This window comes from Polaromonas sp. P3_A5, assembly GCF_056403055.1.
In genome coordinates, this window is the sequence record NZ_JBFUGF010000003.1 from 109509 (window position 1) to 135610 (window position 26102).

The following is a 26102-nucleotide window of genomic DNA, read 5'->3' on the forward strand; positions in this document are numbered from 1 at the left end:
AGTACACACGCATCAGAGAACCGGCTTTTTCGGCCACCCGACGGGCATCACCCGGAAGTGATGCGGGGCAGCGCTGGCCTCAGGCGGCCTCTTTGTAGAAGGCACCGCGCTGCAAGGAGCGGCTGGCAACCGGCGCAACCGCATGGGCGATGGCACCTATGTGATCCGGCGTGGTGCCGCAGCAGCCGCCCACGATGTTGACAAGGCCTTCCTCGGCAAACTCGCGCAGCAGGCGGGACGTCACGTCGGGCGTTTCGTCAAAGCCGGTATCGCTCATGGGGTTGGGCAGGCCGGCATTGGGGTAGCAGCTGATGAAGGTGTCGCCGGCCACGCGGGCCAGCTCCTGGATGTAGGGGCGCATCAGGGTGGCGCCCAGTGCGCAGTTGAGGCCGACTGCCAGTGGTGCGGCATGGCGCACACTGTGCCAGAAGGCCGTCACGGTTTGCCCGCTCAGGATGCGGCCCGAAGCGTCGGTCACGGTGCCGCTGATGATCAGGGGCAGGCGCTCGCCGGAGTTGTCGAAGTATTCGTCAATGGCAAACAGCGCCGCCTTGGCATTGAGCGTGTCGAAGATGGTCTCGACCAGCAGCACGTCGCTGCCGCCCTTGACCAGCGCCTCCGTCTGTTCGTAATACGCCTTGCGCAGCTCCTCGAAACTGGTGTTGCGCGCGCCCGGGTCGTTCACGTCGGGGCTGATGCTGGCCGTCTTGGGCGTGGGGCCGAGGGCGCCGACGACAAAACGCGGCTTGTCGGGTGTTGAAAACTTGTCGCACGCGGCACGGGCGATGCGGGCCGACTCGTAATTCATCTCGACGGCCAGGTCGGCCATGTCGTAGTCGGCCTGCGCCACGGTAGTCGCGCCGAAGGTATTGGTTTCAATCATGTCGGCGCCCGCAGCCAGGTAGCCCTCATGGATGTCCTGGATCACGTCGGGGCGCGTCAGGCTCAACAACTCGTTGTTGCCCTTCACGTCCTTGTGGAAGTCCTTGAAGCGTTCGCCGCGGTACTGGGCCTCGTTGAGCTTGAAGCGCTGGATCATGGTGCCCATCGCACCGTCGAGGATGGCGATACGCTGTTCCAGGATGGCCGGCAGTTGTTGGCCGCGGGTATAGATGATTGGCTTCATGCCCCGATTTTAAGGCGCTGCGTCATTTCCAGCGGACCCGCGGATAGCGCCCCTGTTTTCAGCCGGGCATTCTGCGTTCGATAAGGCTCCAAGCCAGCATAAGCCGTGGAACCGGCTTTGCCGGGCCACAGGCGGGCGGCCCCCTCGGGGGCAGGGAGCCACACGAAGTGAGCGACCGTGGGGGCTTAGACTATCAGCCCCGACTATGAAAAACTTTCAACCCAAAGAAGCCTGGACCTGGCTGCAGGCACACCCTGACGCGCTGTTTGTGGACGTGCGCATGGAGATCGAGTCGCTGTACGTCGGCCGCCCCCCAGGCGTGGTCAACGTGCCGTGGTACGAATACCCCGACCTGCAGCCAGACCCGCAAAAGTTCGCCGACGCCGTGACGCGCGAAGCTGCCGGCAAGGCGCAGCCGGTGCTGCTGATCTGCCGCTCCGGCAAGCGCACGCTGGACGCCGGCAAGGCCCTGGAAGCAGCCGGCTTTTCTGATGTGCAGCATGTGGTGCACGGCTTTGAAGGTGAGCTCGACGAACAGTTCCAGCGCTCCACCCTTTCCGGCTGGCGCTTTGACGGCCTGCCCTGGGAGCAGATGTAGCCGGTTTTCCCCGCTATTTATGTATCAAACAGGCCTCCAGCCCTTATGGATCTTGCGCAAGCAGCTCCTATTTTCATAGCACTCATTTTCACCACACCGACTTTCCGGCTTAACACCTTGTCTTCACTGCCCATTTCTGCGCCTTTGCCGACACCCCTGGACGTGCTCAGCCGGGTTTTTGGCTACGACAGCTTCCGCGGCCCGCAGGAGGCCATCGTGGACCATGTAGTTCGCGGCGGCGATGCCCTGGTACTGATGCCCACCGGCGGAGGCAAATCACTGTGCTACCAGATCCCGGCCATCGTGCGGCAAAACGCCGGCCACGGGGTCACGGTGGTGATCTCGCCGCTGATTGCGCTGATGCATGACCAGGTGGGCGCCCTGCATGAGGCCGGCGTGTCCGCCGCATTTTTAAACTCGACACAAAGCTTTGAAGAAAGCAGCCAGCTTGAAAAGCAATTGCTGCGCAACGAGCTGACGCTGCTTTATGCCGCACCCGAGCGCATCAACACCCCGCGCATGAAGGGACTGCTCGGCTCGCTGCATGAACGCGGCCTGCTCAGCCTGTTTGCGATTGACGAAGCGCATTGCGTGAGCCAGTGGGGCCACGACTTCCGGCCCGAATACCGGTCCTTGAGCCTGCTGCACGAAACCTTCCCGAACGTGCCGCGTATCGCGCTGACGGCGACCGCGGATGCGCTGACACGGCAGGACATGATCGAGCGGCTCAAGCTGGAAGACGCACGCGCATTCGTCAGCAGCTTTGACCGGCCGAACATCCGCTACACCATCGTCGAAAAAACCGACGCCACACGCCAGCTGCTGCGATTCATTGAAAGCGAACACGCCGGAGAAGCCGGCATTGTGTATTGCCAGTCACGCAAACGCGTGGAGGAAATTGCCGAAGCCCTGCAGGATGCCGGCCTCAAGGCCATGGCCTACCACGCGGGCCTGGACAGTGCCCTGCGCCAGCAGCGGCAAGACCGCTTCCTGCGCGAGGAAGGCACAGTGATGGTCGCAACGATTGCCTTCGGCATGGGCATCGACAAACCTGACGTGCGTTTTGTCGCGCACCTGGACATGCCGAAAAACATCGAAGGCTATTACCAGGAAACAGGCCGTGCCGGCCGCGACGGCCTCCCCGCCAACGCCTGGATGACGTACGGCCTGCAGGACGTGGTGAACCAGCGCCGCATGATAGACACCAGCGAAGCCGCCAGCGAAGAGTTCAAGCAGGTCATGCGCGGCAAGCTCGATGCCTTGTTGACGCTGGCTGAAGACACGCGTTGCCGGCGTGTCAGCCTGCTGCATTACTTCGGCGAAGACAGTCAGCCTTGCGGTAACTGCGACAACTGCCTGCAGCCGCCGGTGGTATGGGACGCGACCGAAGCCGCACGCAAGATGCTCAGTTGCATTTACCGCGTGCAGCAGGCCAGCGGCATCAGCTTTGGTGCAGGCCACCTGATGGACATCCTGCGCGGCAAGGCGACCGAAAAAGTATTGCAGTACGGCCACGACAAGCTCAGCACCTTCGGCATTGGCGCCGACCTGTCCGAAGTGCAGTGGCGTGGCGTGTTACGCCAATTGATCGCCAAGGGCATGGTGCGGGTCGACCCCGATGCGTTCAACACGTTGCAGCTGTTGCCTGATGCACGCCAGGTGCTCAAAGGCGAAGTCAGCGTGATGCTGCGCGAGCAGTCGGCCGGCGCCGGTGAACGGCGCAAAGGCAGTTCCAAAAAAGGCACCAAAACCTCCGCCAAAGGCATGGCCGAAGCCTCGCTCAATGCCGGTGCACTGGAGCGCCTGGCCCGCCTGAAAGCCTGGCGCGCCGAAGTCGCCCGCGAACACAACCTGCCGGCCTTCGTGATCTTTCATGATGCAACCTTGCGTGCCATTGCGGAACGCGCGCCGCAAGGCATTGCCGATCTCGAAGGCATCAGTGGTATCGGCGTCAAAAAACTCGAGGCCTACGGGGCCGAAGTGCTGCGCGTCTGCGCCGGGGCGGATTAGGCCCTCGCTTCCGATGGCCGATTCCCGTGCGGCGCCGGCAGCCCGGCCGCTTAAGTTGCGCCAGACGTATTGCGGATTTCGACGCTGTCTATGGCAGCCCGCGCAGGGCGCTGCGGTGTCAACAACCCGCGTACCAGGCCAGCGGCGTTAAAGCACCACGACACGACCGAGAACACGGCTTTGGTGGCGCTGCGTTTTCGCCATGCCATCAACAGGACGGGTGCTGCTGCAATGCCGGAGAAGGCTCCGATGCGCGCTGTCCACGGCATGGGAACCACCAGAACGGCAAGCAACACTGCCCACCACGCAAGCACGGCGACATACAGCCGCAACTCGCGCACCCGCGTTAGCACCAGCCCCAGGTGCGACTCACCCCAGGCCGCGCGCAGCACTTCGCCCAGGCCGCAGATGTAGCGGCTGCGCCAGCGGCGCACCAGCAATTGATAGGGAGGCGCATCGTGGCCATGGTGCCGCACGGAATCGGTGCCCAGGCGCCACAGCTTCCAGCCCCGGGCATGCAGGCGCATGGCCAGATCAAACTCTTCATAGCTGTGCAGGTTGCGGTCTGAAAAATACCCGGCCTGCTCCACCGCAGCTCTGCGATACAGGCCGCCCATGTCCAGCCGGTCCACCATGCCCGCCTGCATATGACCCAAACCGCGCTCCACGCGCGCCACGTATTCCAGGCTGCTGGTGTTCATTTCAACGACCTGCCCTCCCACGCCGGCCACGTCGGGGTGGGCCTGCATGAAGGCCAGCGCCTGCGGCAAAAACCCGGGCAGCATTTCCATGTCGCCATCCAGGATGTACACAAATTCGCCTGCCGAATGCTGGTAACCCAGCTGCGGGCCGATGCCGCAGCAGCGCTCATTGGCACGTGCCAGCTGCACGATACGGATGGGATAGGCAGACGCCAGCGCCACGGTGCGGTCGCTGGAACAGGAATCGGCCAGCACGACCTCGCCACCGACCATCCGGACGGCCGCCAGTGCACTTTCCACCGCGGCCACGATGCGCTTTTCTTCATTCAGGGCCTTGATGACGATGCTGACCGTGCAAGGCGTTTCGCTGGCTTCAGGAAGCATCGTCACGGCTCCTCAAAATAATGCGGGCCGGCACACCCACGGCAAGGGCTCCGGCGGGGACGTCGGTGATCACCACGGCATTGGCGCCAATGTCGACGTCGTCCCCGATCCGTACAGCCCCCAGGATCTTCGCGCCGGCGCCGATATTGACGCGGTTGCCGATGTGCGGCGCCTCGAGCGGCCTGTCGATACGCTGGTTGCCGATGGTGACGCCCTGGCGGATGATGCAGTCGTCCCCGATCACGGCCCGGCCATGCACCACAATCGCACCGGAATGCTCAATCACCAGGCGCCGCCCAATTTGGGCCGAGACGCCAATCGTGACGCCGCAAAACATTTCAGCCAGTTTGGCCAGCACCAAGTGCACGGCACCCAGCGGATAACGCACCAACCTGGACTGAAACCGGTAGCGCAGGTGCCCCAACCGGTACACCTGCAATGCCCAGAAGCCCAGGGACAAGACGCCTTCCTGCGCCACCCGCAAGTCTTCAAGAAAAGCCATTGTTATTGAGCTTTCGTAACATGCATCAAGACGTGAAACCCCTCCCCCGGCCGCAGGCTCCAACGGGGACCGCTCGGGTTTGGGGGATGAAGTCCGCGGCAAGTCCATCAGAACCCGACAAAAGCCGGAGCAGAAAATTCAGCCCTTGCGGAAATGCGGCGCAAGATTCGTACCAATGGACTCACCCGGAACTTGCCTGGCTGCGGTACCACCGGCGCAAGCAAGCTGTCGGAAGGCCATTGTGCCGGGGATGATTGGGGTTCCCTGTCAGCCGGATTCCCGCATAAGGTTATGCATCTTTCGCCGTGGTTAGCCTTTGCCTAGTAAGGGCTTGCCCTGAGAGGTACCCGCCATAGTTGGGCTAGCATCCGCCATTGGCATGGTTCGTGCTGATGTCGACCTACTTATTGACTGGAGAATCCTCGTGATCAAACTCGTAAAGAAACATGGACTTGTTGCCCTTGCAGCGGCCGGCCTCACTGTTGCGGCCATGGCACCTGCCCATGCCGGCAAGACACTGGACGCCATCAAGGCACGGGGCCAGGTCATCTGCGGCGTGAACGTCGGGCTGGCGGGGTTTTCCTCTGCCGACAGCAACGGCGCCTGGACCGGGCTCGACGTGGATGTCTGCAAAGCAGTCGCCGCCAGCGTGCTGGGCGACGCCAGCAAGATCAAGTGGGTTCCCCTGAACGCCCAGCAGCGCTTTACCGCCCTGCAGTCCGGCGAGGTTGATGTCCTGTCGCGCAACACCACGTTCTCGCTGACGCGAGATGCTTCGCTCGGCCTGCACATGACCGCCGTCACCTACTACGACGGCCAGGGCTTCATGGTCCCGGTAAAAAGCAAGATCAAAAGCGCCAAGCAGCTGAAAAACGCCACCGTCTGCGTACAGTCCGGAACCACCACGGAAAAAAACCTGACGGACTTCTCCAAGGCCAACAACCTCAATATGAAACCCGTCGTGTTTGAAAAGCAGGAAGCCGTCAACGCCGCCTACTTCTCCGGCCGTTGCCAGGCCTACACCACGGATGCATCCGGCCTGGCCTCGGTGCGCAACAAGGAGGCCAAAGTCCCGGCCGACCACCTGATCCTGCCGGAGCTGATCTCCAAGGAGCCGCTGGGCCCCATGGTGCGCCGCGGTGACGATGAATGGTTCGCCATTGTCAAATGGGTGATCTACGGCATGATCGAAGCGGAAGAATATGGCGTGACCCAGGCCAATGTCGATGCCATGACCAAGGAAAGCAAAGACCCGGTGGTCATGCGCCTGACCGGTAGTGGCGAAGACACCGGCAAGCTGCTGGGCCTGGACAAGGAATGGCTGGTTCGCGCCGTCAAGGCCGTCGGCAACTACGGTGAAATCTTCGACCGTAACGTCGGCCCCAAAACGCCCCTGGCACTGCCGCGCGGCCAAAACAATCAATGGAATAAAGGCGGCCAGATGTACGCCATGCCGGTGCGCTGAACGACTCCTTCCGATGCGCTGAACGCAACGGGCCGCTCGCAACCATCCGTTGACGAGCGGCCCGTTTTACTTGGGTAACCGCCTTATGTCCGAGCACTCCCTGATTCCCGCGCGGCCGGCGCCGGCGCTGCGGCGCAGAGTTTTTTCCTGGCGCAGCAAGCAGGCGCGCGCCGTTGTCTACCAGATCCTGGCCGTCAGCCTGATCGTCTTCCTCGTGTGGCTGCTCGTGAGCAACACCATGAGCAACATGAAGACGCGCGGCATCCAGAGCGGCTTTGATTTTCTGTTTCAGCCCGCCGGTTTTGACATTGGGGAAGGCTGGCTGAATTACGACTCGATTGATCCCTACTGGAAAGCCTTCCTCGTGGGGCTGGTGAACACGCTGCGCGTGGCCGTGGTGGGCATTGTGCTCACGTCCGTGCTGGGAACCCTGCTGGGCGTGGGACGCTTTTCGCGAAACGCCCTGATCCGCGGCCTGTGCTATGGCTATATCGAGATGTTCCGCAACATTCCGGTGCTGCTGCAGCTGTTGATGTGGTACCTGCTGTTCACGGAATACCTGCCGGCCATTGACCAGGCCCTGCATATCGGCAGCCTGGTGTATATCAGCAAGAACGGCCTGTCTTACCCCTTTCCGGTGTGGCATCTCGGGCAGACGCTGGCCCTCGTCGGCATGGCGGCCGGTGGTGTGGCGGGGTTTGTTTATGCGCGCCGGGCACGCCACCACTTTGACCAGACCGGCCATGCGCGCCCCGTGTTGTGGGTGGTGCTGGGACTGGTCGCGGCCGGTGCGCTGCTGGGCTGGCTGGCCGGTGGTGCACCTTCCGAATGGAACCTGCCGAAACTGACGGAAACCCAGGTGGAGGGCGGTGGCGCGCTGTCGCCTGAATACCTGGCGGTGCTGCTCGGGCTGGTGCTCTACACCTCGGCCTTTGTGGCGGAGGTGGTCCGCGCCGGAATTGCCTCGGTCTCGCTGGGCCAGCACGAGGCCAGCGCATCGCTGGGACTCTCGCGCGGCCACTCCATGCGCCTGGTGGTGCTGCCCCAGGCGCTGAGGGTCATCATCCCGCCGCTGACCAACCAGTACCTGAACCTCACCAAAAATTCGTCACTGGCCGTTGCCGTGGGCTACCCCGACCTGGTGTCGATTGCCAACACCTCGCTCAACCAGACCGGCCGCGCCGTCGAATGCATTGCCATCATCATGCTGATCTACCTCACCACATCGCTGGCCACCTCTGCGCTGATGAACTGGTTCAACAGCCGCGCCGCCATCAAGGAACGCTGACATGAACCAGACCTTTGTTCCCGTCGCGCCGCGCCCGGCCCCCATCAAGATGGAGGGCCCGGGCCCCTGGCTGCGCAACAACCTGTTTTCCAGCGTCGGCAATGCGCTGGTGTCAGTCGGGGTCATCGCCCTGTTGCTGTGGGCCGCCTCGTCGGCCCTTCGCTGGGCGGTGTTCAATGCCGTGACCGCGGCCGACGCGGATGCCTGCCAGGCCGCACGCGGCATAGGCGCATGCTGGGGCGTGATCAACGAAAAAGCCCGCATCATCCTGCTGGGCCGCTACCCCCTGACAGAGCACTGGCGGCCGGAGCTGGCAACCTTTTTGCTGCTGGGCCTGGTGGTTGCAAGCTGCAGCCGCTGGTTCTGGAAACCCTGGCTGGGATTGATCTGGGTCGTGGTCCTGACGGCGTTCTTCACGCTCATGAGCGGCGGCATGTTCGGGCTATCCAAAGTGTCGACCGACCAGTGGGGCGGCCTGCCGCTGACCGTCATGCTGACCGTGATCTCCATGACGATTGCCTTCCCGATTGCGGTGGCAGTGGCGCTGGGGCGGCGCTCCAACATGCCCGCCATCAAGACGCTGTGCGTCATTTACGTCGAGCTGATTCGTGGTGTACCGCTGATCTCCGTGCTGTTCATGGCCAGCTTCATGTTTCCGCTGTTCATGCCCATCGGCAAATCGCCCGACGTGCTGATCCGGGTGATCGTCGGCATCACGCTGTTTGCCGCGGCCTATATGGCGGAGATTGTCCGGGGTGGTTTGCAGTCCCTCTCGAAAGGCCAGACCGAAGCAGCCGCCAGCCTGGGCCTGGGCTACTGGCAGACGCAGATCAAGATCGTTTTGCCGCAAGCCCTCGGCGCTGTGGTGCCCAGCATCATGAACAACTTCATTTCGCTGTTCAAGGACACCTCCCTCGTGACCATCGTGTCGCTGTATGAACTCACCGGGGCCCTGTCGCTGGCTGTCGGGTCCGATCCGAACTGGCGGCCGTTCAAGATTGAGGCTTACCTCTTTATCGCCGCGATTTACTTTACCTGCTGCTTCGCCATGTCCCGCTACAGCCTCTGGATAGAGCGGCGGCTGGCTGTGGGCAAGGCCCGCTGACAAAAACCAAGGATCCCCATGAGCGACCCCATCATCCGCTTTGACAAAGTCAACAAATGGTATGGCAACAATTTCCATGTGCTGCGCGACCTGCAGCTGGACGTGCAGCAGGGCGAGCGCCTGGTGATCTGCGGGCCGTCCGGTTCGGGCAAATCCACGATGATCCGCTGCATCAATGCCCTGGAGGACTACCAGGAAGGCAAGCTCACCGTGGCCGGCTCCGTCCTCGGCGACGACATCAAGGCCATTGATGCCGTGCGCCGGCAGGTCGGCATGGTGTTCCAGCAGTTCAACCTGTTTCCGCACCTGACCGTGCTTGAAAACCTGACCCTGTCGCCCACCTGGGTCGCGGGCCTGTCCAAAAAGGAAGCGACCGAGCGGGCCATGCATCAGCTCGAACGCGTGCGCATCGCGGAGCAGGCGCAAAAGTACCCCCTGCAGCTGTCGGGCGGCCAGCAGCAGCGCGTTGCGATAGCGCGCGCGTTGTGCCTCACGCCGAAAATCATGCTGTTTGACGAGCCGACATCCGCGCTGGATCCTGAAATGATCAAGGAAGTGCTGGACGTGATGATCTCGCTGGCCGAGCAGGGGATGACCATGCTTTGCGTGACGCATGAAATGGGCTTTGCCAAGGCAGCAGCCGACCGCGTGATCTTCATGGACCAGGGCCAGATTGTTGAACAGAACACGCCCACGGACTTCTTCAACCACCCGCAGACCGACCGGGCGAAGGATTTCCTCTCCAAGATTCTGGGACACTAGCGGAATGTGCCAACTCCTCGGAATGAATGCCGCCAAACCCGCAGACCTTCGCTTTTCATTCACGGGTTTTGCCGCACGCGGCGGTCTGACGGACCATCATGGCGACGGCTTCGGCATCGGTTTTTTTGAAGACAAGGCCTGCCGCATTTTTATGGACAGCCAGCCGGCCGCCACCTCACCCGTGGCCGAGCTGCTCAAAAGCTACGCCATCAAGTCCTGCAATGTCGTGTCCCATATCCGCAAGGCCACGCAGGGCGACCCGCAACGCCTGGAGAACTGCCATCCGTTCACCCGTGAGCTCTGGGGCCGCCACTGGTTGTTTGCCCACAACGGCGACCTGATCGATTACTTTCCGGCCCTGGGCGGCAACTACCAGTCCGTCGGCACCACCGACAGCGAACGCGCCTTTTGCGCCCTGATGGAAAAACTCAAGGCCATCAGCCCGCGCGAACCCTGCTCGCTGGACACGGTGTTTGAAACCCTCTGCAGCATGAGCGAAGGCACGGGCGAGTATGGCGTATTCAACTACCTGCTCTCCAACGGGCAAGCCCTGTTCGCGCACTGCTCCACACGGCTGTATTACCTGGTGCGGGAATGGCCGTTTTCACACGCCAAGCTCGTTGACGCCGACCTGAGCATCGACTTTGCCCAAACCAACGTCCAGGAAGACCGGTTGTGTGTCGTCGCCACCCAGCCGCTGACGCTCAATGAAAACTGGCAGCAGCTGCAGCCCGGGCAATTGCTGTGGATTGAAGGCGGCCGTATCGTGCGGCAGGCGCAGCTGAAGGTCAGCGAGAATGTGCGGCGTAAAAACGAAGCCAACCTGGCTTGCGTATAAAAATCAGGCCTCAGACCAATAGTGACGGGCGCAAGCAGCTATTCTTTTGATAGCAATCCGGCCCTGACGGAGCGTCTGTAATAGCGCCTGTTCCTATTGCATGAACCCCATGGCCCGCCCTTCGCGTACCTCGGGCTTGATGCGGTGCTCTGCCTCCAGCTGGGCCAAAAATTCCTCGCTGGAAAACTCTGCCGCGAGAATATCCACCTGCCGCTTCACGGCCGCGAAATCACCCGGGCACAGCTGCACCAGTTTGCCGAGCCTCTCCCGCAGCGGGGCCGCAAGCCGGTCGGCGTCGCCTGCGAGTGCTTCGGTGACAAACATCTGCTCACGCTGGGCATGAGTCAGCGGCATGAATTTGATTTTGAAGGTAAAACGCCGTAGCGCCGCCTGGTCCAGGCTTTCAAGCAGGTTGGTGGTGCAGATGAAGATGCCCGCATGGCGCTCCATGCCCTGCAGCATTTCGTTGACCTCGGTCACCTCGTAGGTCCGCTGGGCGCCGCGCCTGTCCTGCAGGAAGCTGTCCGCTTCATCCAGCAGCAATACGGCTTTTTCCGCTTCGGCTTCGCGGAACATCGCTGCCATATTCTGCTCGGTTTCACCGACATACTTGCTCATCAGGTCGCTGGCCTGCTTGATGATGAGCGGCAAATCCAGTGCTTTGGCGATGTGTTCGGCCAATGCCGTCTTTCCCGTGCCCGGCGGGCCGTAAAAGCACAGGCTGCCGTGGCTTCGGCTTTTCAGTGCCTCGACGATACGCGGTACCTCGAACCGGGATTCGACATTGAGCATGGAAAGGTCGTAGGTGGTTGCGTTGCGCCGGCCGGAAGTTTCCGCCCTGTTGCCCAGCGCCACATCGGCATTCTTGAGCTGGCGCTCGATCAGCGACTCCATCAACAGCGGCCTGCCGCCCGACAGGATGGCCTGCATGCCTTCTGCGTCCACCTGTGCGTCTACCGCGTCTTCAGGCGCGCTGGCCAGCCGGGCAAACCGGACAGCCGTGCGTATTTGCGCGGGCGTCAGGCCCTTGCGGGCCGTCAGCTTGGCCACAAAGGCATCGCTGACATGAACACCTTCCAGTGTTTTGCGCACCAGGCCTTCACGAGCACCCGGCGGCGGCGACCTGAGTTCCAGGTGGTAGGCAAAGCGCCGGCGAAAAGCAGGGTCGATCTGCTCGATGCGGTTGGTGACCCACAGGGTGGGCACGGTGTTGGATTCAAGGATCTGATTGACCCAGGCCTTGCCGCTGACCGACCCGCTGGCAGGTACGGGCAATTGTTCGGAGCGTGCCATCAGCTGCGCGGCTTCGCTGGAAATCGGGGGAAACACATCTTCGACTTCGTCAAACAGCAAGGCGGAGTGCGTGCTGCCCTTCAGGAAGACCTGGGCGATTTGCAGCGAACGGTAGCGGTCGCGGCCACTGAGCGAGTTGCCGTCACGGTCGGCATATTCGACTTCGAACAGGTCCAGGCCGGCGGCCTGCGCCACCACCTTGGCCAGTTCTGTCTTGCCGGTGCCGGGCGGGCCGTAAAGCAGCACATTCACGCCTTGCTCCTTGCCGGCCACCGCATTGCGCAACAGCGACACCAGCACCTGGGCATCGTCGTGCACAAAAGCGAAGTCCGCCAGGCCCAGGCTGCTGTGCGCGGCCGGCCGTGTGAAGACCGCCATCAGCTCATTCTGGTCGCGGTATTCGCGCATCAGCACGGGCGGCAGTTTTTCACTCACCTTCATCAGGTCGGCAAGGTCGGTGATGTTGTGCTCGGAAATCAGGTTTTCAACCATGCCGATGCGCTCCAGGCGCGAGCCGGCGCGCAGCGCTTCGGCAACCTCGGGCGCCTTCACGCCGGCCACGTCGGCGATGGCGGCATACGCTTCGGGGGCATTGTTGACCTTGAACTCCACCAGCAGGGAGCGCAGGTCGCGCTGGTAGCGCGCCAGGGTGCCGTAGAGCAACAGCGCACGCTCGGCCCGGTTGAGCTGCAACAGGTTGGCCAGCGCGTCGATGTTTTTCTCGACCAGCGTGGATTGTTTCTTGAGCGCCTGGGTCAGCCATTCGCCGGTGGCGGCCAGCACGGAGAGCAGGTCCTTGGGCTGGTCCTTCGCATGCTCGTCTAGGTAGAAGAACAGCGTGCCTTCTTCATAAGGGCCGCGCCAGGCGCCGTGGCGCGCCATGAACTCGGTGTCGGTCAGGCTTTCATGGCCGCGCCAGAACTCGTTGTCCTTGCAGCGGCGGCCAAGAAACTCGCGCAACCGCTGCACCGCTGGCAGGGGCCACACGAGATGCCGGCCCGAAAGCGAGAGCAGGCTGTTGAGGTCGCGGCGCACATTGAACTTCGCGCCTTGCCTTGCCGCCAGCGTCAGCACGAAATGCGAGCACATCAGGTCCAGCACCGGCGCTTCTTTCAGCCCGGGGGACAGCAGCCACTGCTGCTCGCTAACGGAACGCTTGCTCATGGACAAACCTCCCTTTGCAACTACACGGTTGGTAGACATGCCTGTGAGATACCCTGCTTCGAGACCGTCGCCTCACTGGCTATGAGCACCGCAGATGCGACCTGGTTCAATGAGACTCCACCATAACGCAGCTTGAAGCATCATGGAAGACGCTACTTGTACCCCCACGTGTGAAATGCACCACAGAAACTCCTGCGAAGATGCGCAAAGATGATCCCGCACAATCCCACCATAGCCCCGCAGAGGAATTCCCATGCTTAGTCTCAAAGATATAGAAACAGCCGCCCAGCGCCTGCAGGGCCACCTGCTCGATACGCCCTGCGTGGAGTCCAGGACGCTTTCCCAGTTGACGGGCGCGCAGATTTACCTGAAGTTCGAGAACCTGCAGTACACGGCGTCCTTCAAGGAGCGCGGCGCCTGTAACAAGTTGGCCCAGCTCTCAGCCGATGAACGGCGCCGCGGCGTGATCGCGATGAGTGCGGGTAACCACGCCCAGGGCGTCGCGTACCACGCACAGCGCCTGGGCATACGGGCCGTGATCGTGATGCCGCGCTTCACGCCGGGCGTCAAAATCGAACGCACCCGGGGTTTTGGCGCCGAAGTGGTGCTGCACGGCGATACGCTGGACGAATCACGCACCCACGCGCTGACGCTGGCTGAGCGGGAGGGCCTGGTCTTCGTGCACCCTTACGACGACGAAGCCATCGTCGCGGGCCAGGGTACGGTGGTGCTGGAGATGCTGCACGCGCAACCCGACCTCGAAACGCTGGTTATCGCCGTCGGCGGTGGCGGCCTGATTGCCGGCATGGCCACGGCGGCCAAGGCGATCAAGCCCGGCATTGAAATCATCGGTGTGCAGACCTCGCGTTTCCCGGGCATGGTCAATGCGATCAAGGGCACCCGGCACCCCCAGGGCACCAGCACCATCGCCGAGGGCATTGCGGTGGGGACGCCGGGCGTCATCCCGCAGGCCATCATCGCGAAGCTGGTTGACGACCTGGTGCTGGTAGACGAGGGCGATATCGAGCAAGCCATGGTCATGCTGCTCGAGATCGAGAAAACCCTGGTTGAAGGCGCCGGCGCGGCCGGGCTGGCAGCGCTGCTGAAGTACCCGGAGCGTTTTGCAGGTAAAAAGATCGGCCTGGTGCTGTGCGGCGGCAACATCGATCCGCTGCTGCTGGCAGCCATCATTGAGCGCGGCATGGTGCGCGCCGGGCGCCTGGCCCGCATCAAGGTCAGTGTGCGTGACATTCCCGGCTCATTGGCAAAGATCACCGCCACTGTGGCCGACGCCGGGGCCAATATCGACGAGGTGCATCACCAGCGCGCCTTCACCATGCTCTCGGTCCAGAACGTGGAGATCGAGCTGGTGATCCAGACACGCGGGCGCGACCATATCCAGCAAGTGCTGGCGGCGCTGAATGCGGCCGGCTTCGAGGCGTCAGAGCAGCACTGAGCGCTGCGAGGGACCCGTCAATTCCAGCCAATCACCTCAAAACCCTTTTCACTCAAGCAACGCTGCACAAAGCTGCGGTAGGTGCTGTTGGGTTTGTCGTTGTGAAACGCGCCTGACACCGCACCCGCAGAGCCGCCCACGGCGGCGCCCGCGGCGCCGGAACGCAGTACGCCTTCGCCGCCGCGCCCGGTGATCAGCGCACCCACCGCCGAAGCCACACCCCCGACGGCTGCGCCTTCACCGGCACGCCGGCCGACTTCGTTGGTGCTTTGCGACGGGCTGAGCCCGGCGGCCGAGGCCCGTGACATGCAGGCGCTGGCCTCCGCCTGGCCTTGCGCGTCACCTACCCGGTTAAGGGTGGCGTTGGGATAGAGCACGGGCTTTGCCGAGGCGCTGTTGGGACCGCCGGAAGCACATGCCGACAACAGGGCCACGGCGGACAAAACAGCACCGGCTGAAAAAAAACGGAACCGCCGCTGAGGCGCGAAATGGGCTGGGGATTTCATGTATTCCTTCCACAAATAAGCATGGCAAAGGGTACCGCAAGCCAGGCGCCGGGCATCTTTGTCGCCCGCATCTTCATGTAACCATCTTCATGCAGGTAAAATCTGCCAAGACTCTCAAGCATTTCAGGAATCAACCCCATGTCCAGTCCAGCCAGCCACACCACCAATGCAGCCCACGACAGCGCCACTCCCGCCCAGGAGCAGGATGCCGTCGACGCGATCGTTCCGTTGATCCCCATTGTTCTGCCCGTGGTGGGCGGCGTGCTGATGTTCCTGCTGGCGTTTATCGCCATCTACATGGCCTGAAAGCCCCCGCTCTCACCCCGAAAGTCCGCATCTTGCGGACTTTTTTGTTTCCGGGGCTCCGCGCCCTCTTCTCCACTCTCTTCCCCGCCCACTTCCCGACCCCTTCAGCCTGTTCACCGAGGAACCGGCCTGAAACTGCGGGCCGAAACGGCCGTCCAGGCATTCTTCACCCCGATGTCATGACTGCCGGAACCCCGGCGCAGTCTATGCATAACCTCATGCCGGTTATGCATAACTTTTGCCTGTAACTTACAGGTAACTCGCGCTGATCTTCTTAAAATGAATTGGACTGGCCGATCCGTGGAAGATGAAAAGCAGCCTCACGCTGCCGCTTTTTGTCATTGCGCCGCAGCACTTTTGAAGCTTGCGCAACGCCCGCCGACCGGGACCTGTTTGTTGTGCAAAGGGAAGCTTCCAAGCCTTATTTCGATAAACGTCTCCGTGTCGCAACCATCCAGGTTGCCGCGCGACGTTTCCCGAAATAACGCTTTTTAACTTTGGAGTTTTTTCGATGAACCACCCCGCGATGCAAGGGCTTAACCTCAACACGCCCCCCTACGTCAAGAATGCCAAACTGATTGCCTGGGTTGCCGACATGGTGGCCTTGTGCAAGCCCGACAACATTTATTGGTGCGACGGCAGCGACGCCGAATACCAGCGCCTGTGCCAGCAACTGGTCGGCGCCGGCACCTTCAAAAAGCTTAACGAAGCCAAGCGCCCGAACAGCTTCCTGGCCTGCTCCGACCCGACCGACGTGGCGCGCGTGGAAGACCGTACCTTCATTTGCTCGGCCAAAAAGGAAGACGCCGGCCCGACCAACAACTGGATGGCCCCCGCTGAAATGCGCACCACACTGCAGCCCCTGTTTGATGGCTGCATGAAGGGCCGCACCATGTACGTGGTGCCTTTCAGCATGGGCCCGCTTGGCTCGCCCATCGCGCACATCGGCATTGAACTGTCCGACAGCCCTTACGTGGCCGTCAACATGAAGATCATGACGCGCATGGGCAAAGCCGTGTTTGACGTGCTCGGCCTCGACGGCGAATTCGTCCCCTGCGTGCACACCGTGGGTGCGCCGCTGGCCGAAGGCCAGCAAGATGTGAAATGGCCTTGCAACAAAACCAAGTACATCGTGCATTACCCCGAAACGCGCGAGATCTGGTCTTACGGCTCCGGCTATGGCGGCAACGCCTTGCTGGGCAAGAAGTGTTTTGCGCTGCGCATCGCCTCCAACATGGGCCGCGCGGCTTCGCAAGACGGCTCCGGCAACCCTGGCTGGCTGGCCGAACATATGCTGATCCTGGGCGTGACCTCGCCCGAAGGCAAGAAGTATCACGTCGCGGCGGCCTTCCCTTCGGCCTGCGGCAAGACCAATTTCTCGATGCTGGTGCCGCCGGCAGGCTTTGAAGGCTGGAAGGTCACCACCATCGGCGACGACATCGCCTGGATCAAGCCGGGTGCGGACGGTCGCCTTTACGCCATCAACCCGGAAGCCGGCTACTTCGGCGTGGCACCGGGCACCAACATGCTGACCAACCCCAACTGCCTGCGCAGCCTGGACAAAAACGTGATCTTCACCAACGTCGGCCTGACCGACGACGGCGACGTCTGGTGGGAAGGCATGGAGCAGGACGCCCCCGGCAAGGCATTGCCGGCGCACCTGATCGACTGGCAAGGCAAGGACTGGACGCCACAAATCGCCAAGGAAACCGGCGCCAAGGCCGCCCACCCCAATTCACGCTTTACCGTGGCCGCCACCAACAACCCGGCGCTGGACCCGGCCTGGAACGACCCTGCCGGCGTGCCGATTGACGCCTTCATCTTTGGCGGCCGCCGTTCGAACACCGTGCCGCTGATCACCGAAGGCCGCAACTGGGTGGAAGGCGTGTACATGGCCGCCACCATGGGCTCCGAAACCACGGCCGCCATCACCGGCCAGGTTGGCGTGGTGCGCCGCGACCCGTTCGCGATGATCGCTTTTGCCGGCTACAACATGGCCGACTACTTCCAGCATTGGCTCAACGTGGGCCAGAAACTCGAAGCCTCGGGCGCGAAGCTGCCGAAAATCTTCACCGCCAACTGGTTCCGCAAAGGCGAAGACGGCAAGTTTGTCTGGCCCGGCTACGGCGAAAACATGCGCGTGCTGAAGTGGATGATCGACCGCATCGAAGGCAAGGGCCAGGGCGTCGAGCACATCACCGGCGTCAGCCCCCGCTATGAAGACATGAACTGGACCGGCCTGGACTTCAGCGCCGAGCAGTTCAAGACCGTGACCAGCATCGACAAGGCCGCCTGGCTCAAGGAGCTGGAACTGCACGCCGAACTGTTCAAGCAACTCGAACATCACCTGCCGCAAGAGCTGGAGGAGACCAAAGCCGCGATCGAGCGCCGCCTGGCCGTCTGACCGGCACACCACGCGCGGGGCGTTTCGCACAACCTGCGGTACGCCTCATTCCTGGTGCAATGACTGCGCCAAGGCAAAAAAAAGCCACCGTTCCGGTGGCTTTTTTTGTGGGCCGCTGCAAAGAGCGGCGCGGCGTAGAGGCGCCTGGCGCTTAGATGTAGCTGCGGTGGTAAGCCCGCAGTTCCGCACCACCGAGGCGGCGGGCGCGCTGTGACAGTCCGGCTGGAGCAGATGCCTCATCAACCACAGCTTCGGCAGCGGCAACTTTCGTGTCGGCCTGGCTGCGCAGGAAAGCCTTCAGTTCTGCACCACCCAGGCGCAGGGCGCGCTGTGTCAGGCCGGCCGGAGCGGACACCACGGCTGCGGGGGCAGCAACAGCCTCTTCAACGGCGGCTTGCTGACGGGCCATTGCAACTTGCAGGTCGGCCATCACGCGGGGATCGTTCTTGGCGGCTTGCCACAGGCGCTGGTCGGCGCGGGCTTCGGCCAGGCTACGCGACCAGGCGTCCAGGCCGACCTTGAGGCTGACGGCTGCATTGCGCGCAGCGCCGGCGAAAATCGCCAGGACAGCAAAGGCGACAGCCCAGATGCCGATCCACATGACCAGCAGGTGGCCTTCGGCGACGCTGTCCATCACCTGGTAAGCCACCACCATCACGGCGGCCGCAACAGCGGACAAGAGCAGAGTGGCCAGGCCGCGGGTGCCGGAGAAAGCACCGCCCAGCTGGCGTACGGCACCAAAGGCCGACTCAGCGCGGACAACGCCGGGGTGCTGTGTGGAATATTTGATATTGACGAAGCTGGTCATGGTGAACTCCCTTTGGGTTAACTCCGCTGAACCAAAATTGCAGCGGGTAGGAGGATATTAGGGTTATCACTGATGTTATTCAACTTTATCTTTATGATGTAATTCATTCACATTGGTGATAATTTGAGCTTTTCCACCCTCTTTTCACCCTCTTTTTCGCCCTTCAACACCCGCCCCAAGCCGTGACCCCGCTCAATTTCCGGACCCTGGACCTCAACCTGCTTCGCGTGTTTGACGAAGTGATGGCCGAGCGCAGCCTGACCCGGGCGGCGCGCAACCTGTCGCTGACGCAGCCGGCTGTCAGCAATGCCCTGCGCCGGCTGCGTGAGACCCTGGGCGACGAGCTCGTACAGCGCAGCGGCCAGGGCATGGCGCCCACCCCGCGCGCCGTGGCGATCTGGCCGGCCGTGCGCGAGGCCCTGCAGCAATTGCAGGAGTCGCTGGTGCCCAACGAATTCGTGCCCGGCGAAGCCACCACCATCTTCGTGCTGGCCATGGCCGACGCCACCGCAGCCGAATTGATTCCCGGCCTGGTGGAGACACTGGACCAGGAAGCCCCAGGCGTGTCGATCCGCGTGATTCCACTGACCACACGCGACCCGCGGCGCCTGCTGGACGAGGAGCTGTGCGACCTGGCGGTCGGCTACTTTCCCTCGGTGCTGGCCGATCTGACGGCCGGCGCGCAAAGTGGCGAGCCCCTGCCCTTTTTGCACCAGCGGCTGTATGACGGCGAATACGTCTGCGTCATGCGCAAAGACCACCCGCTGGCTACCGGCCCCTTCACACTGAGCAAGTTCTGTGCGGCGCGCCACATGCTGGTGAGTTTTTCGGGCCGTCCCTATGGTTTCGTCGACGAAGCCCTCGCCTCGCTGGGCCGGGAGCGGCATGTGGTGCTGACGGTCAACCAGTTCTTCACTGCCGGGCGCGTCGTGGCGAACTCGAACCTGCTCACCGTGCTGCCGCGGCATTTCGTCGGGGTGACGGGCATTGCCGACCAGCTGGTGCTGCGCCCCCTGCCGTTTGACGTGTCACCGGTGCACGTGGATACCCTGTGGCACCGGCGTTCGCAACAACGCAGCGCGCATGCGTGGTTGCGGCAGGTGCTGGTGCGTGCGGCCGACAGGGCATTTTTGGCCTGAAGCCCCTGACCCACCCAAAGGACTGGCCAGCCTGGCTATCCGGAGAGACGTCTACACAGCGCTATAAAAATCATAGCTGCTCGCGCAAGTCAGTATTGGGCGAGGGTCATTTTTGATGCCAAACCAGGCAGTTTTGGGCGCGGAAATCGTCGCCGGGAGCCATCGCTACTGCGGCGCGCTTCTCCAGCACACTTTTTTCCCATCATATTGGTGTTTTAGCCAACAAAGACGAGCGCAAGTCGCTAGCTATTTGATAGCAGCCGTGGCAAGCGGATCAAACCACTGCAGTTCCCGGCTGCGGTGTGGCCAGCACGCAACGCAGACACCAAAACAGCGCACTGAATGACCCGGATCCGGTGCCCTGCGGTGCGATTTTCAGCGTGTGGCGCCGCTTTTTCTGGCTACAGGCCAGCCTCCGGCCACTCTTAGTCAACGCCACAAGATCAAATTAATTCTTTAGTTCTCCCATTTGACGCTCTGGGCGTTATAAGTTGTCAAACGACCTACTTGCAAAAAAATGTAACGTGAAGCAAAGTCAAAACATGGACATCACACCCGTACGGAGCTCTTTCCGGAGGCCATAGTTACTGCGAGGCATACGTTAAGAAATGTTAGCTAAATTATTAACTGCGCCTGCAGCCGAAATCGCGATGTCCTCTGGCAAGGCAATCGTCTTTGGGTTCTGCTGACCGGCACGGCTTGAAGCCTCACCCCAAAACCGGCCCGCATGAATTCCCGCCCGCACTTTCCCCTCAAGCCGCTTGGCCTGGCGCTGGCATTCGCCGGCCTGGCCATGGCACCGCATGCCGGCCATGCCCAGGTCACCAACGATTTCTCGGCCGCAGGCACTCAGGACTGGAACGACGCGGCCAACTGGAGTGGCGGCACGCCTACAGCCGCCAGCTTGGCAAGGGTCCCGACGAACCAGCAGGTGGACATTATTAGTGGACCAGCCGCCCAGGTGGGCACGCTGCAAGTGGAGGAAAACGGCCAGGTGGTCGTCCATGCGGGCCGCACCCTGGCCGCTGGCACGCTCCTGCTGGGCACCACGCCGACGCCGGGTAACGCGGGATCAATGCTGATTAATGGGAGCGTCACGGCCACGCGGCTGAGCGTGGGCGACACGGTGACCGGAGGGCAGATCCTCATGGACGGCGCCGGCGCCAGCCTGAACGTGTCCCCCCTCAGCCTGGCTCCGGGCGACCAGTTCATTGTTGGCAACAATGGAGACGGGCTCCTGGGCATCCGCACCGGCGCCACCGTGACGGTGGGCGGCACCCGCACCCTGCACCTGGGCAATGTGGGCACCGGGACGCTGGTCATCGGCAACATCGGGCCCAGCGGCACCCTGAATGCTGACGCCGTGGTTTTCGGCAATGCCAGCTCCAGCATCAAGTTCAACCAAAACGACGCCACGCCCTACACCTTCTCCGCGGCGATCAGCGGCGCCGGATGGGTAGAAGTGTTCCGCCACCCCGGGGGCTCCTCCACCATACTGACGGGCGCCAACAGCTACACCGGCGGCACTTTCATCAGAACCAATGCCCGCCTGACCGGCAGCACCACCAGCCTGCAGGGAGCCATCAGCAACGACGGCGTGCTGACCTTCGACCAGACCACCAATGGCACCTATGCAGGGTCCGTCAGCGGCGGCGGCGCACTGGTCAAGGAAGGCAGCGGCACGGTGATTCTTTCTGGCACCAACACCTACACCGGCGGCACCACCATCAATGGCGGCACCTTGCGCGGTACTACCGCCAACCTGCAGGGCTTGATTACCACCAACGCCAACCTGGAGTTCTTGCAAGCAGGCAACGGAACGTTTGGCGGCGTCATCAGCGGCACCGGCAACGTGGTCAAAAGCGGCACCGGCAATGTCACCTTTTCCGGCACCCACACTTACAGCGGGACTACCGTCGTCAGCGGCGGCACGCTGTCGGTCAACGGCAGCCTGACCAACTCTGCCGTGCAGGTGCAGAACGGCGGCACGCTGGGCGGCACCGGTTCCGTGCGCAACACCACCATCCAGTCGGGCGGCACGCTGGCGCCCGGCAATTCCATCGGCACGCTCACCGTCGTCGGCAATCTGACTTTCAATGCGGGCTCCAATTACAGCGTGGAGGTCGATGCAGCCGGCAGCAACGACCGCACCAACGCCACCGGCACGCTGACCATCAACGGCGGCACGGTCAACGTGCTGGCCAGCGCCGGCACCTACTCGCCGACCACGCAGTACACCATCCTCAATGCCACAGGCGGGCGCACCGGCGTCTTTAGCGGGCTCACGACCAACCTGGCGTTTCTGACGCCGTCGCTCACCTACGACCCCAACAATGTGTACCTGACCCTGGCGCGCAACAGCACCGGCTACAACACCCTGCCCGGCATGACGCCCAACCAGCAGTCAGCCTCGAATGCGCTGCAAAATGCCTCCGGCAGCGCGAGCGGCGACATGAGCACGGTGCTCAGCGCCCTCAACAGCCTTTCAGTGCCGCAGGCCCTCGCCGCCTTCGATGCCATAGGCGGTGCCAACCTGGTCGCCTTGCGCCGTGCCGGCCCCAGCTTTGCCGCCGCATTCGGCGAACAGCTGCAGGCACGCGTGGGCCGAAGCAGCCTGGGCTCAGTCTGCGGCAGCGACGACGTTGCGGGCCGCGAAGCCCTGAGGGCGCTTTTCCCGGCCATCGAAGACGGCTGCGGTTTCTGGCTGCGCGGTTACGGCAGCCACCAAATCACCGACAGCGACGGCAATGCCATGGCCAGCCGCCTGAACAGCACCGGCCTGAGCGCGGGTTACGACGCCGAAGTGTCGCCAGGCTTGATGCTGGGCGGCGCCGTGACGATGGGCACATCAAGGGTCAGTTTTGATTCAGGTGACCAGGGCAGGGCTCGCAGCGCGGCGCTGGCGATGTACGCCGGCTACACCGACGGGGCCTGGCGCCTGAATGGCGTGACCAGCGTGGCGTTTCACGGCAACCACATGGACCGCGGCATCGTGGTCGGGCCGATCGCCCGCCTGGCCTCGTCGAATTTCGACAGCAGCACCGCCACGGCCTACGGCGAGTTGACCTACGACCTGGACATGACCGGCTGGACGCTGCAACCGATGGCCGCGCTGGCCTTCAGCCGCAACCAGACCAACGGTTTCGCCGAGCAGGGCGCCGGTGCGCTCAACCTGCAGGTTGCCGCGCAAACCGTGTACTCGACCAAATCGATGTTGGGGCTGAAAGCCGGCTTTGACGTGGGCCGGCTGCGGATCGAACCGCGGGTGGTGTGGGCACATGAGTTTGGCAAATACAACACCCCGATGACGGCGCAGCTGCAGGGCGCCGGCACGCCCTACCAGTTCCAGATCGCGGGCGTGGCCCTCAATGCCAACACGGTGGTCCTGGGCGTGGGCGTTTCGGGCCGCATCCACGACAACTTCAACCTCTTCGCCGACCTCCAGACCGAACAGAACGCACGCCAGCGCAACCTGGCCCTGCTGATGGGGGTGCGCGGCAAATGGTGAGCCGGGCATCTCAAGGCATGTTGCCCCCTGACCGACCTGATTCACAACACATTTAATCCAGCCACACCCGCGTCATATCTCATGGCTTACAAAAGCATGCCCCCCATCCCGCCATCCCTGCCGCCTCTCCCGCCGCGCCAACCCAAACCGAAACCCGGCAAGGACGCCGGCGCCCACCGATACGACACCATCGTTTTTTTGCTGATCATCGGCCTGGCGATTGTGGTGGCCGGCAGCGCAGCGCGTTACACCCTGGTAGACCGGCCTGCGGCCAAGGCACAGAAGGAAGCCCAGCTGCTGATGCAGCAGCTGATGGCCGCGAACCAGAAGAACCAGCAGCAGCTTGAACAAAAGCTCGCCGAAGCCAAGGCCCAGACCGAGGCATTGCGCGCCAACATGGAGCAGATGAAGGCCGAGATCCAGCAGCCCAAGGCCGCAGCGGAACCGGTTGCGGAGCCGGTGCAGAAACCGGTGCCCGACGCCCAGGCCGCGGAACGCAAGCGGCTGGAGCGCATCAAGGTGGTCGATGAACTGGTGGACTCCCTGACGCCTAACCTGCAGGTCAAGTTCCAGCAAAAGGTCACCTGGCTGGACCGCAGCGTCTCCTTCGGTTTTAGCCTGACCAACGCAAGCCGCCGCGCCGTCCGCGTGACCCCGCCGCGCATCGCCCTGACCCTCAACCCTCTTCCCAACACAAAGCTGGCACTGAAAGCCAGCGATGTGCAGGCTGACATCTGCCCTGGCGGCTTGATCGGGCCGGGAGAGACCATTAACTGCAATGTGGTGCTGCGTTCAGAAGCCACCTTCACCGGCGTCGGCCACATTCCGTTTCGCGCCGTCATCTCGGCACGCACGGAACTCCCGGCAACCAGCGAAACCTGGAAAACCGTGCGTTCCGCCTACAAGGAAGCCTACCTGGAGGAACACATGGTCAAAAGCGTCTCCTTTAACGGGGAGCTGTGGCGGTAGCCGCGGGCCGGCAGCAGGATCACGCACGCACCCTATCGAGGCGACTGAAGCCGGCGGCAGATTGCCATGCCATTCGCTATCAAATAGATAGCTGCTTGCGCCCGTTTGTATTGGGCTTTAGCCATCTTTGGCACTTGAAATCAGTGGTTTTCTCGGGGTTTCCGGCGTCGCCAAGGCTTTTGCGGCACCCCAGGGGCAGGCTGGAGGATAAAAAGCCCCCTGAATCGCTTTTTACCCACTCAATCGGGCTGCAACCCAATGAGAACAGGCGCTAGCCGCTATTAATTCAGTAGCATCTCGCCGACGCCGAACGCCCACGGGCAACCCCATTCAAGCGGCTCGCGGCGAGGGGCATGGTTTTTGCACACACTTTTGCACACAAACTGTACGCAGGAGCCGCGCATGCCAGACCACCCACACACCCCAACGCCCTCCCACCCACTTGCGCGCCGCACCGCGCTGAAGATCCTCGCCAGCGGCGCCGCGTCCATGGCGCTGCCGGCCCTGGCTGCCTGGCCGGACAAGCCGATCAAGATCGTGGTGACCTTTCCGGCCGGCGGCGCCAGCGACATCGTCGCGCGGGTGATGGCCGAGCAGCTGGGCAAAAAGCTGGGGCAGGCGGTGGTGGTCGACAACCGGCCGGGCGCGGGCGGCAGCGTGGGAGGCCTGGTGGTGGCGCAGGCGCCGGCGGACGGCTACACGCTGATGCTGAGCAACTCGACACCGGTTTCCATCGGCCCGTTCGCGCTGGAAAAGCAGCCCTATGACCCGGTGGAAGGCTTCACCCACATCGCGCTGATCGGCAATGCGCCCTGCGTGGTGATGGCCAACCCGCACGCGCCCATCAAGACGATTACCGATGTGGAAGCGCAGGCCCGCAAGGCGGGCCGGCTCGACTTCGGCTCGGGCGGCCCGGCTTCGATCGGCCACATCTACGGCGAGCTGATGAAAAAGTCCATGGGCGTGAACCTGGTGCACATCCCGTACCGCGGCGGTGCGCCCATGACGACAGACCTGATCGGGGGCGTGATCCCCGTGGGCATCGACGTGCTGACGGCGTTTGTGCCTTACTTCAAAAGCGGGCAGCTGGTGCCGCTGGCCGTAACGTCGGCCAGCCGCTCACCGCTGGTGCCGGATGTGCCCAGCGTGGTGGAGTTTGGCTACCGCAAGCTGGTGCTGGACAACTTCTTTGGTTTGAGCGGCCCGGCGCACATGCCGGCCGACGTCGTGGCACGGCTGAGCAGCGCCTGCAACGAAATACTGGCAACGGCAGAGATCAAAAAGAAGATGCTGGAGCTGGGCATCACCACCCAGCCCATGAGCCCGGCGGCGTTCACCGGCTTCGTCAAGGAGCAGGTAGCCGTACTGTCGCCCGCCGTCAAAGGAGCAGGGGTCAAGCTCTGACCGCATCCGCCCCGAGCAAGACCCCGTCTTTACCAGCTGAAGCCGCGGTCTGGCTTTGCCAGCCGCAAGGCGGGCAGCCCCGTACGTGAGAAAAGGGGCAGCGCGCCGCAGGCTCGAAGTGGGGAAGCGTGGGGGCTCAGCGAACCACGCTGAGGTAAGCGTAGGCGGCGCTGCGCAGTTCCTGGGCCTGCAGCGGATTGCGGCCGGCGCGTGCTTCGGCGCGTTCCATCAGGTTGTGGGCCACACCGTTTACAGGGGCCACGCGGGTTGCGGCGGGCAGGAAACGGGCGATCTGGGAAATCAGGCTGTACATGTCAGGGTCACCTTCATGGGGTGAAAAAGTTGCGGTGAATGAAGAATAAGGGT

At 62.7% G+C, this 26102-nt stretch carries 21 protein-coding genes; 14 read left to right on the plus strand and 7 right to left on the minus strand.

Translation table 11 applies throughout. From position 1 onward, the window contains the following. Positions 1-79 precede the first annotated feature (79 nt). Positions 80-1126, minus strand: coding sequence for a homocysteine S-methyltransferase family protein (locus AC1DU8_RS20000; RefSeq protein ID WP_457281760.1), 1047 nt, complete (start codon positions 1124-1126; stop codon positions 80-82). A 205-nt stretch (positions 1127-1331) separates the two neighbouring features. Between AC1DU8_RS20000 and AC1DU8_RS20005 the strand changes: the two genes are divergently transcribed. Both AC1DU8_RS20005 and recQ read left to right on the plus strand, forming a co-directional pair. Continuing rightward, positions 1332-1724, plus strand: coding sequence for a rhodanese-like domain-containing protein (locus AC1DU8_RS20005; protein ID WP_477727178.1), 393 nt, complete (start codon positions 1332-1334; stop codon positions 1722-1724). 117 nt (positions 1725-1841) lie between these two features. Further along, entirely contained in the window at positions 1842-3734 is a 1893-nt protein-coding gene (gene recQ / locus AC1DU8_RS20010) for a DNA helicase RecQ (protein ID WP_477666991.1), read from the plus strand. A gap of 50 nt (positions 3735-3784) precedes the next feature. Here the strand turns inward: recQ and AC1DU8_RS20015 are convergent, their stop codons facing one another. Both AC1DU8_RS20015 and AC1DU8_RS20020 read right to left on the minus strand, forming a co-directional pair. Beyond that, positions 3785-4819, minus strand: a complete 1035-nt coding sequence (locus AC1DU8_RS20015) for a glycosyltransferase family 2 protein (RefSeq protein WP_457281763.1) — start codon at positions 4817-4819, stop codon at positions 3785-3787. Then, a complete protein-coding gene (locus AC1DU8_RS20020) occupies positions 4809-5321 on the minus strand; it encodes a serine O-acetyltransferase (protein WP_457281764.1) in 513 nt (170 codons plus the stop codon). The genes AC1DU8_RS20015 and AC1DU8_RS20020 overlap by 11 nt, the downstream gene beginning before the upstream one ends. Before the next feature lie 490 nt (positions 5322-5811). Between AC1DU8_RS20020 and AC1DU8_RS20025 the strand changes: the two genes are divergently transcribed. The 5 genes from AC1DU8_RS20025 to AC1DU8_RS20045 all read left to right on the plus strand — a co-directional run bounded on the left by AC1DU8_RS20025 (position 5812) and on the right by AC1DU8_RS20045 (position 10779). Then, positions 5812-6786: an amino acid ABC transporter substrate-binding protein gene (locus AC1DU8_RS20025; protein ID WP_457282080.1), complete on the plus strand. Its 975-nt coding sequence runs from the start codon at positions 5812-5814 to the stop codon at positions 6784-6786. An 85-nt stretch (positions 6787-6871) separates the two neighbouring features. After that, positions 6872-8074 carry an amino acid ABC transporter permease gene (locus tag AC1DU8_RS20030; RefSeq protein ID WP_477646926.1) on the plus strand — a complete coding sequence of 401 codons (1203 nt, stop codon included), beginning with the start codon at positions 6872-6874 and terminating at the stop codon, positions 8072-8074. A 1-nt stretch (position 8075) separates the two neighbouring features. Beyond that, entirely contained in the window at positions 8076-9179 is a 1104-nt protein-coding gene (locus AC1DU8_RS20035) for an amino acid ABC transporter permease (protein ID WP_457281766.1), read from the plus strand. An 18-nt stretch (positions 9180-9197) separates the two neighbouring features. Then, positions 9198-9941, plus strand: coding sequence for an amino acid ABC transporter ATP-binding protein (locus AC1DU8_RS20040; RefSeq protein WP_457281767.1), 744 nt, complete (start codon positions 9198-9200; stop codon positions 9939-9941). Positions 9942-9945: 4 nt separating this feature from the next. Next, complete coding sequence (locus tag AC1DU8_RS20045) at positions 9946-10779, plus strand: class II glutamine amidotransferase (protein WP_477727179.1); 834 nt, start codon at positions 9946-9948, stop codon at positions 10777-10779. A gap of 93 nt (positions 10780-10872) precedes the next feature. On the opposite strand, the gene AC1DU8_RS20050 is transcribed toward AC1DU8_RS20045, so the two are convergent. Continuing rightward, entirely contained in the window at positions 10873-13236 is a 2364-nt protein-coding gene (locus AC1DU8_RS20050; protein ID WP_477727180.1) for an ATP-binding protein, read from the minus strand. Between the two features lie 253 nt (positions 13237-13489). On the opposite strand from AC1DU8_RS20050, the gene AC1DU8_RS20055 reads away from it, so the two are divergent. After that, positions 13490-14692 carry a threonine ammonia-lyase gene (locus tag AC1DU8_RS20055; protein WP_457281770.1) on the plus strand — a complete coding sequence of 401 codons (1203 nt, stop codon included), beginning with the start codon at positions 13490-13492 and terminating at the stop codon, positions 14690-14692. 17 nt (positions 14693-14709) lie between these two features. On the opposite strand, the gene AC1DU8_RS20060 is transcribed toward AC1DU8_RS20055, so the two are convergent. Next, positions 14710-15198 carry a glycine zipper family protein gene (locus AC1DU8_RS20060; protein ID WP_457281771.1) on the minus strand — a complete coding sequence of 163 codons (489 nt, stop codon included), beginning with the start codon at positions 15196-15198 and terminating at the stop codon, positions 14710-14712. A gap of 138 nt (positions 15199-15336) precedes the next feature. On the opposite strand from AC1DU8_RS20060, the gene AC1DU8_RS20065 reads away from it, so the two are divergent. Both AC1DU8_RS20065 and AC1DU8_RS20070 read left to right on the plus strand, forming a co-directional pair. Further along, entirely contained in the window at positions 15337-15504 is a 168-nt protein-coding gene (locus AC1DU8_RS20065) for a hypothetical protein (RefSeq protein ID WP_164483721.1), read from the plus strand. A 511-nt stretch (positions 15505-16015) separates the two neighbouring features. Beyond that, positions 16016-17908, plus strand: coding sequence for a phosphoenolpyruvate carboxykinase (GTP) (locus AC1DU8_RS20070; protein WP_477727181.1), 1893 nt, complete (start codon positions 16016-16018; stop codon positions 17906-17908). A gap of 151 nt (positions 17909-18059) precedes the next feature. Here the strand turns inward: AC1DU8_RS20070 and AC1DU8_RS20075 are convergent, their stop codons facing one another. Continuing rightward, positions 18060-18716 (minus strand): hypothetical protein, encoded by a 657-nt coding sequence (locus AC1DU8_RS20075; RefSeq protein WP_457281773.1) that lies wholly within the window; start codon positions 18714-18716, stop codon positions 18060-18062. A 182-nt stretch (positions 18717-18898) separates the two neighbouring features. Between AC1DU8_RS20075 and AC1DU8_RS20080 the strand changes: the two genes are divergently transcribed. From AC1DU8_RS20080 to AC1DU8_RS20095, 4 genes are all read left to right on the plus strand, one after another. Next, the gene (locus AC1DU8_RS20080; RefSeq protein WP_457281774.1) at positions 18899-19855 is read left to right on the plus strand and encodes a LysR family transcriptional regulator; all 957 of its coding nucleotides are present in this window, start codon (positions 18899-18901) and stop codon (positions 19853-19855) included. Positions 19856-20582: 727 nt separating this feature from the next. Continuing rightward, complete coding sequence (locus AC1DU8_RS20085) at positions 20583-23363, plus strand: autotransporter family protein (RefSeq protein ID WP_457281775.1); 2781 nt, start codon at positions 20583-20585, stop codon at positions 23361-23363. Between the two features lie 96 nt (positions 23364-23459). Then, positions 23460-24332: a hypothetical protein gene (locus tag AC1DU8_RS20090; protein ID WP_457281776.1), complete on the plus strand. Its 873-nt coding sequence runs from the start codon at positions 23460-23462 to the stop codon at positions 24330-24332. A gap of 402 nt (positions 24333-24734) precedes the next feature. Further along, a complete protein-coding gene (locus tag AC1DU8_RS20095) occupies positions 24735-25736 on the plus strand; it encodes a Bug family tripartite tricarboxylate transporter substrate binding protein (RefSeq protein ID WP_457281777.1) in 1002 nt (333 codons plus the stop codon). Between the two features lie 136 nt (positions 25737-25872). On the opposite strand, the gene AC1DU8_RS20100 is transcribed toward AC1DU8_RS20095, so the two are convergent. After that, positions 25873-26049 (minus strand): hypothetical protein, encoded by a 177-nt coding sequence (locus AC1DU8_RS20100; protein WP_431099058.1) that lies wholly within the window; start codon positions 26047-26049, stop codon positions 25873-25875. Between the last annotated feature and the right edge of the window lie 53 nt (positions 26050-26102).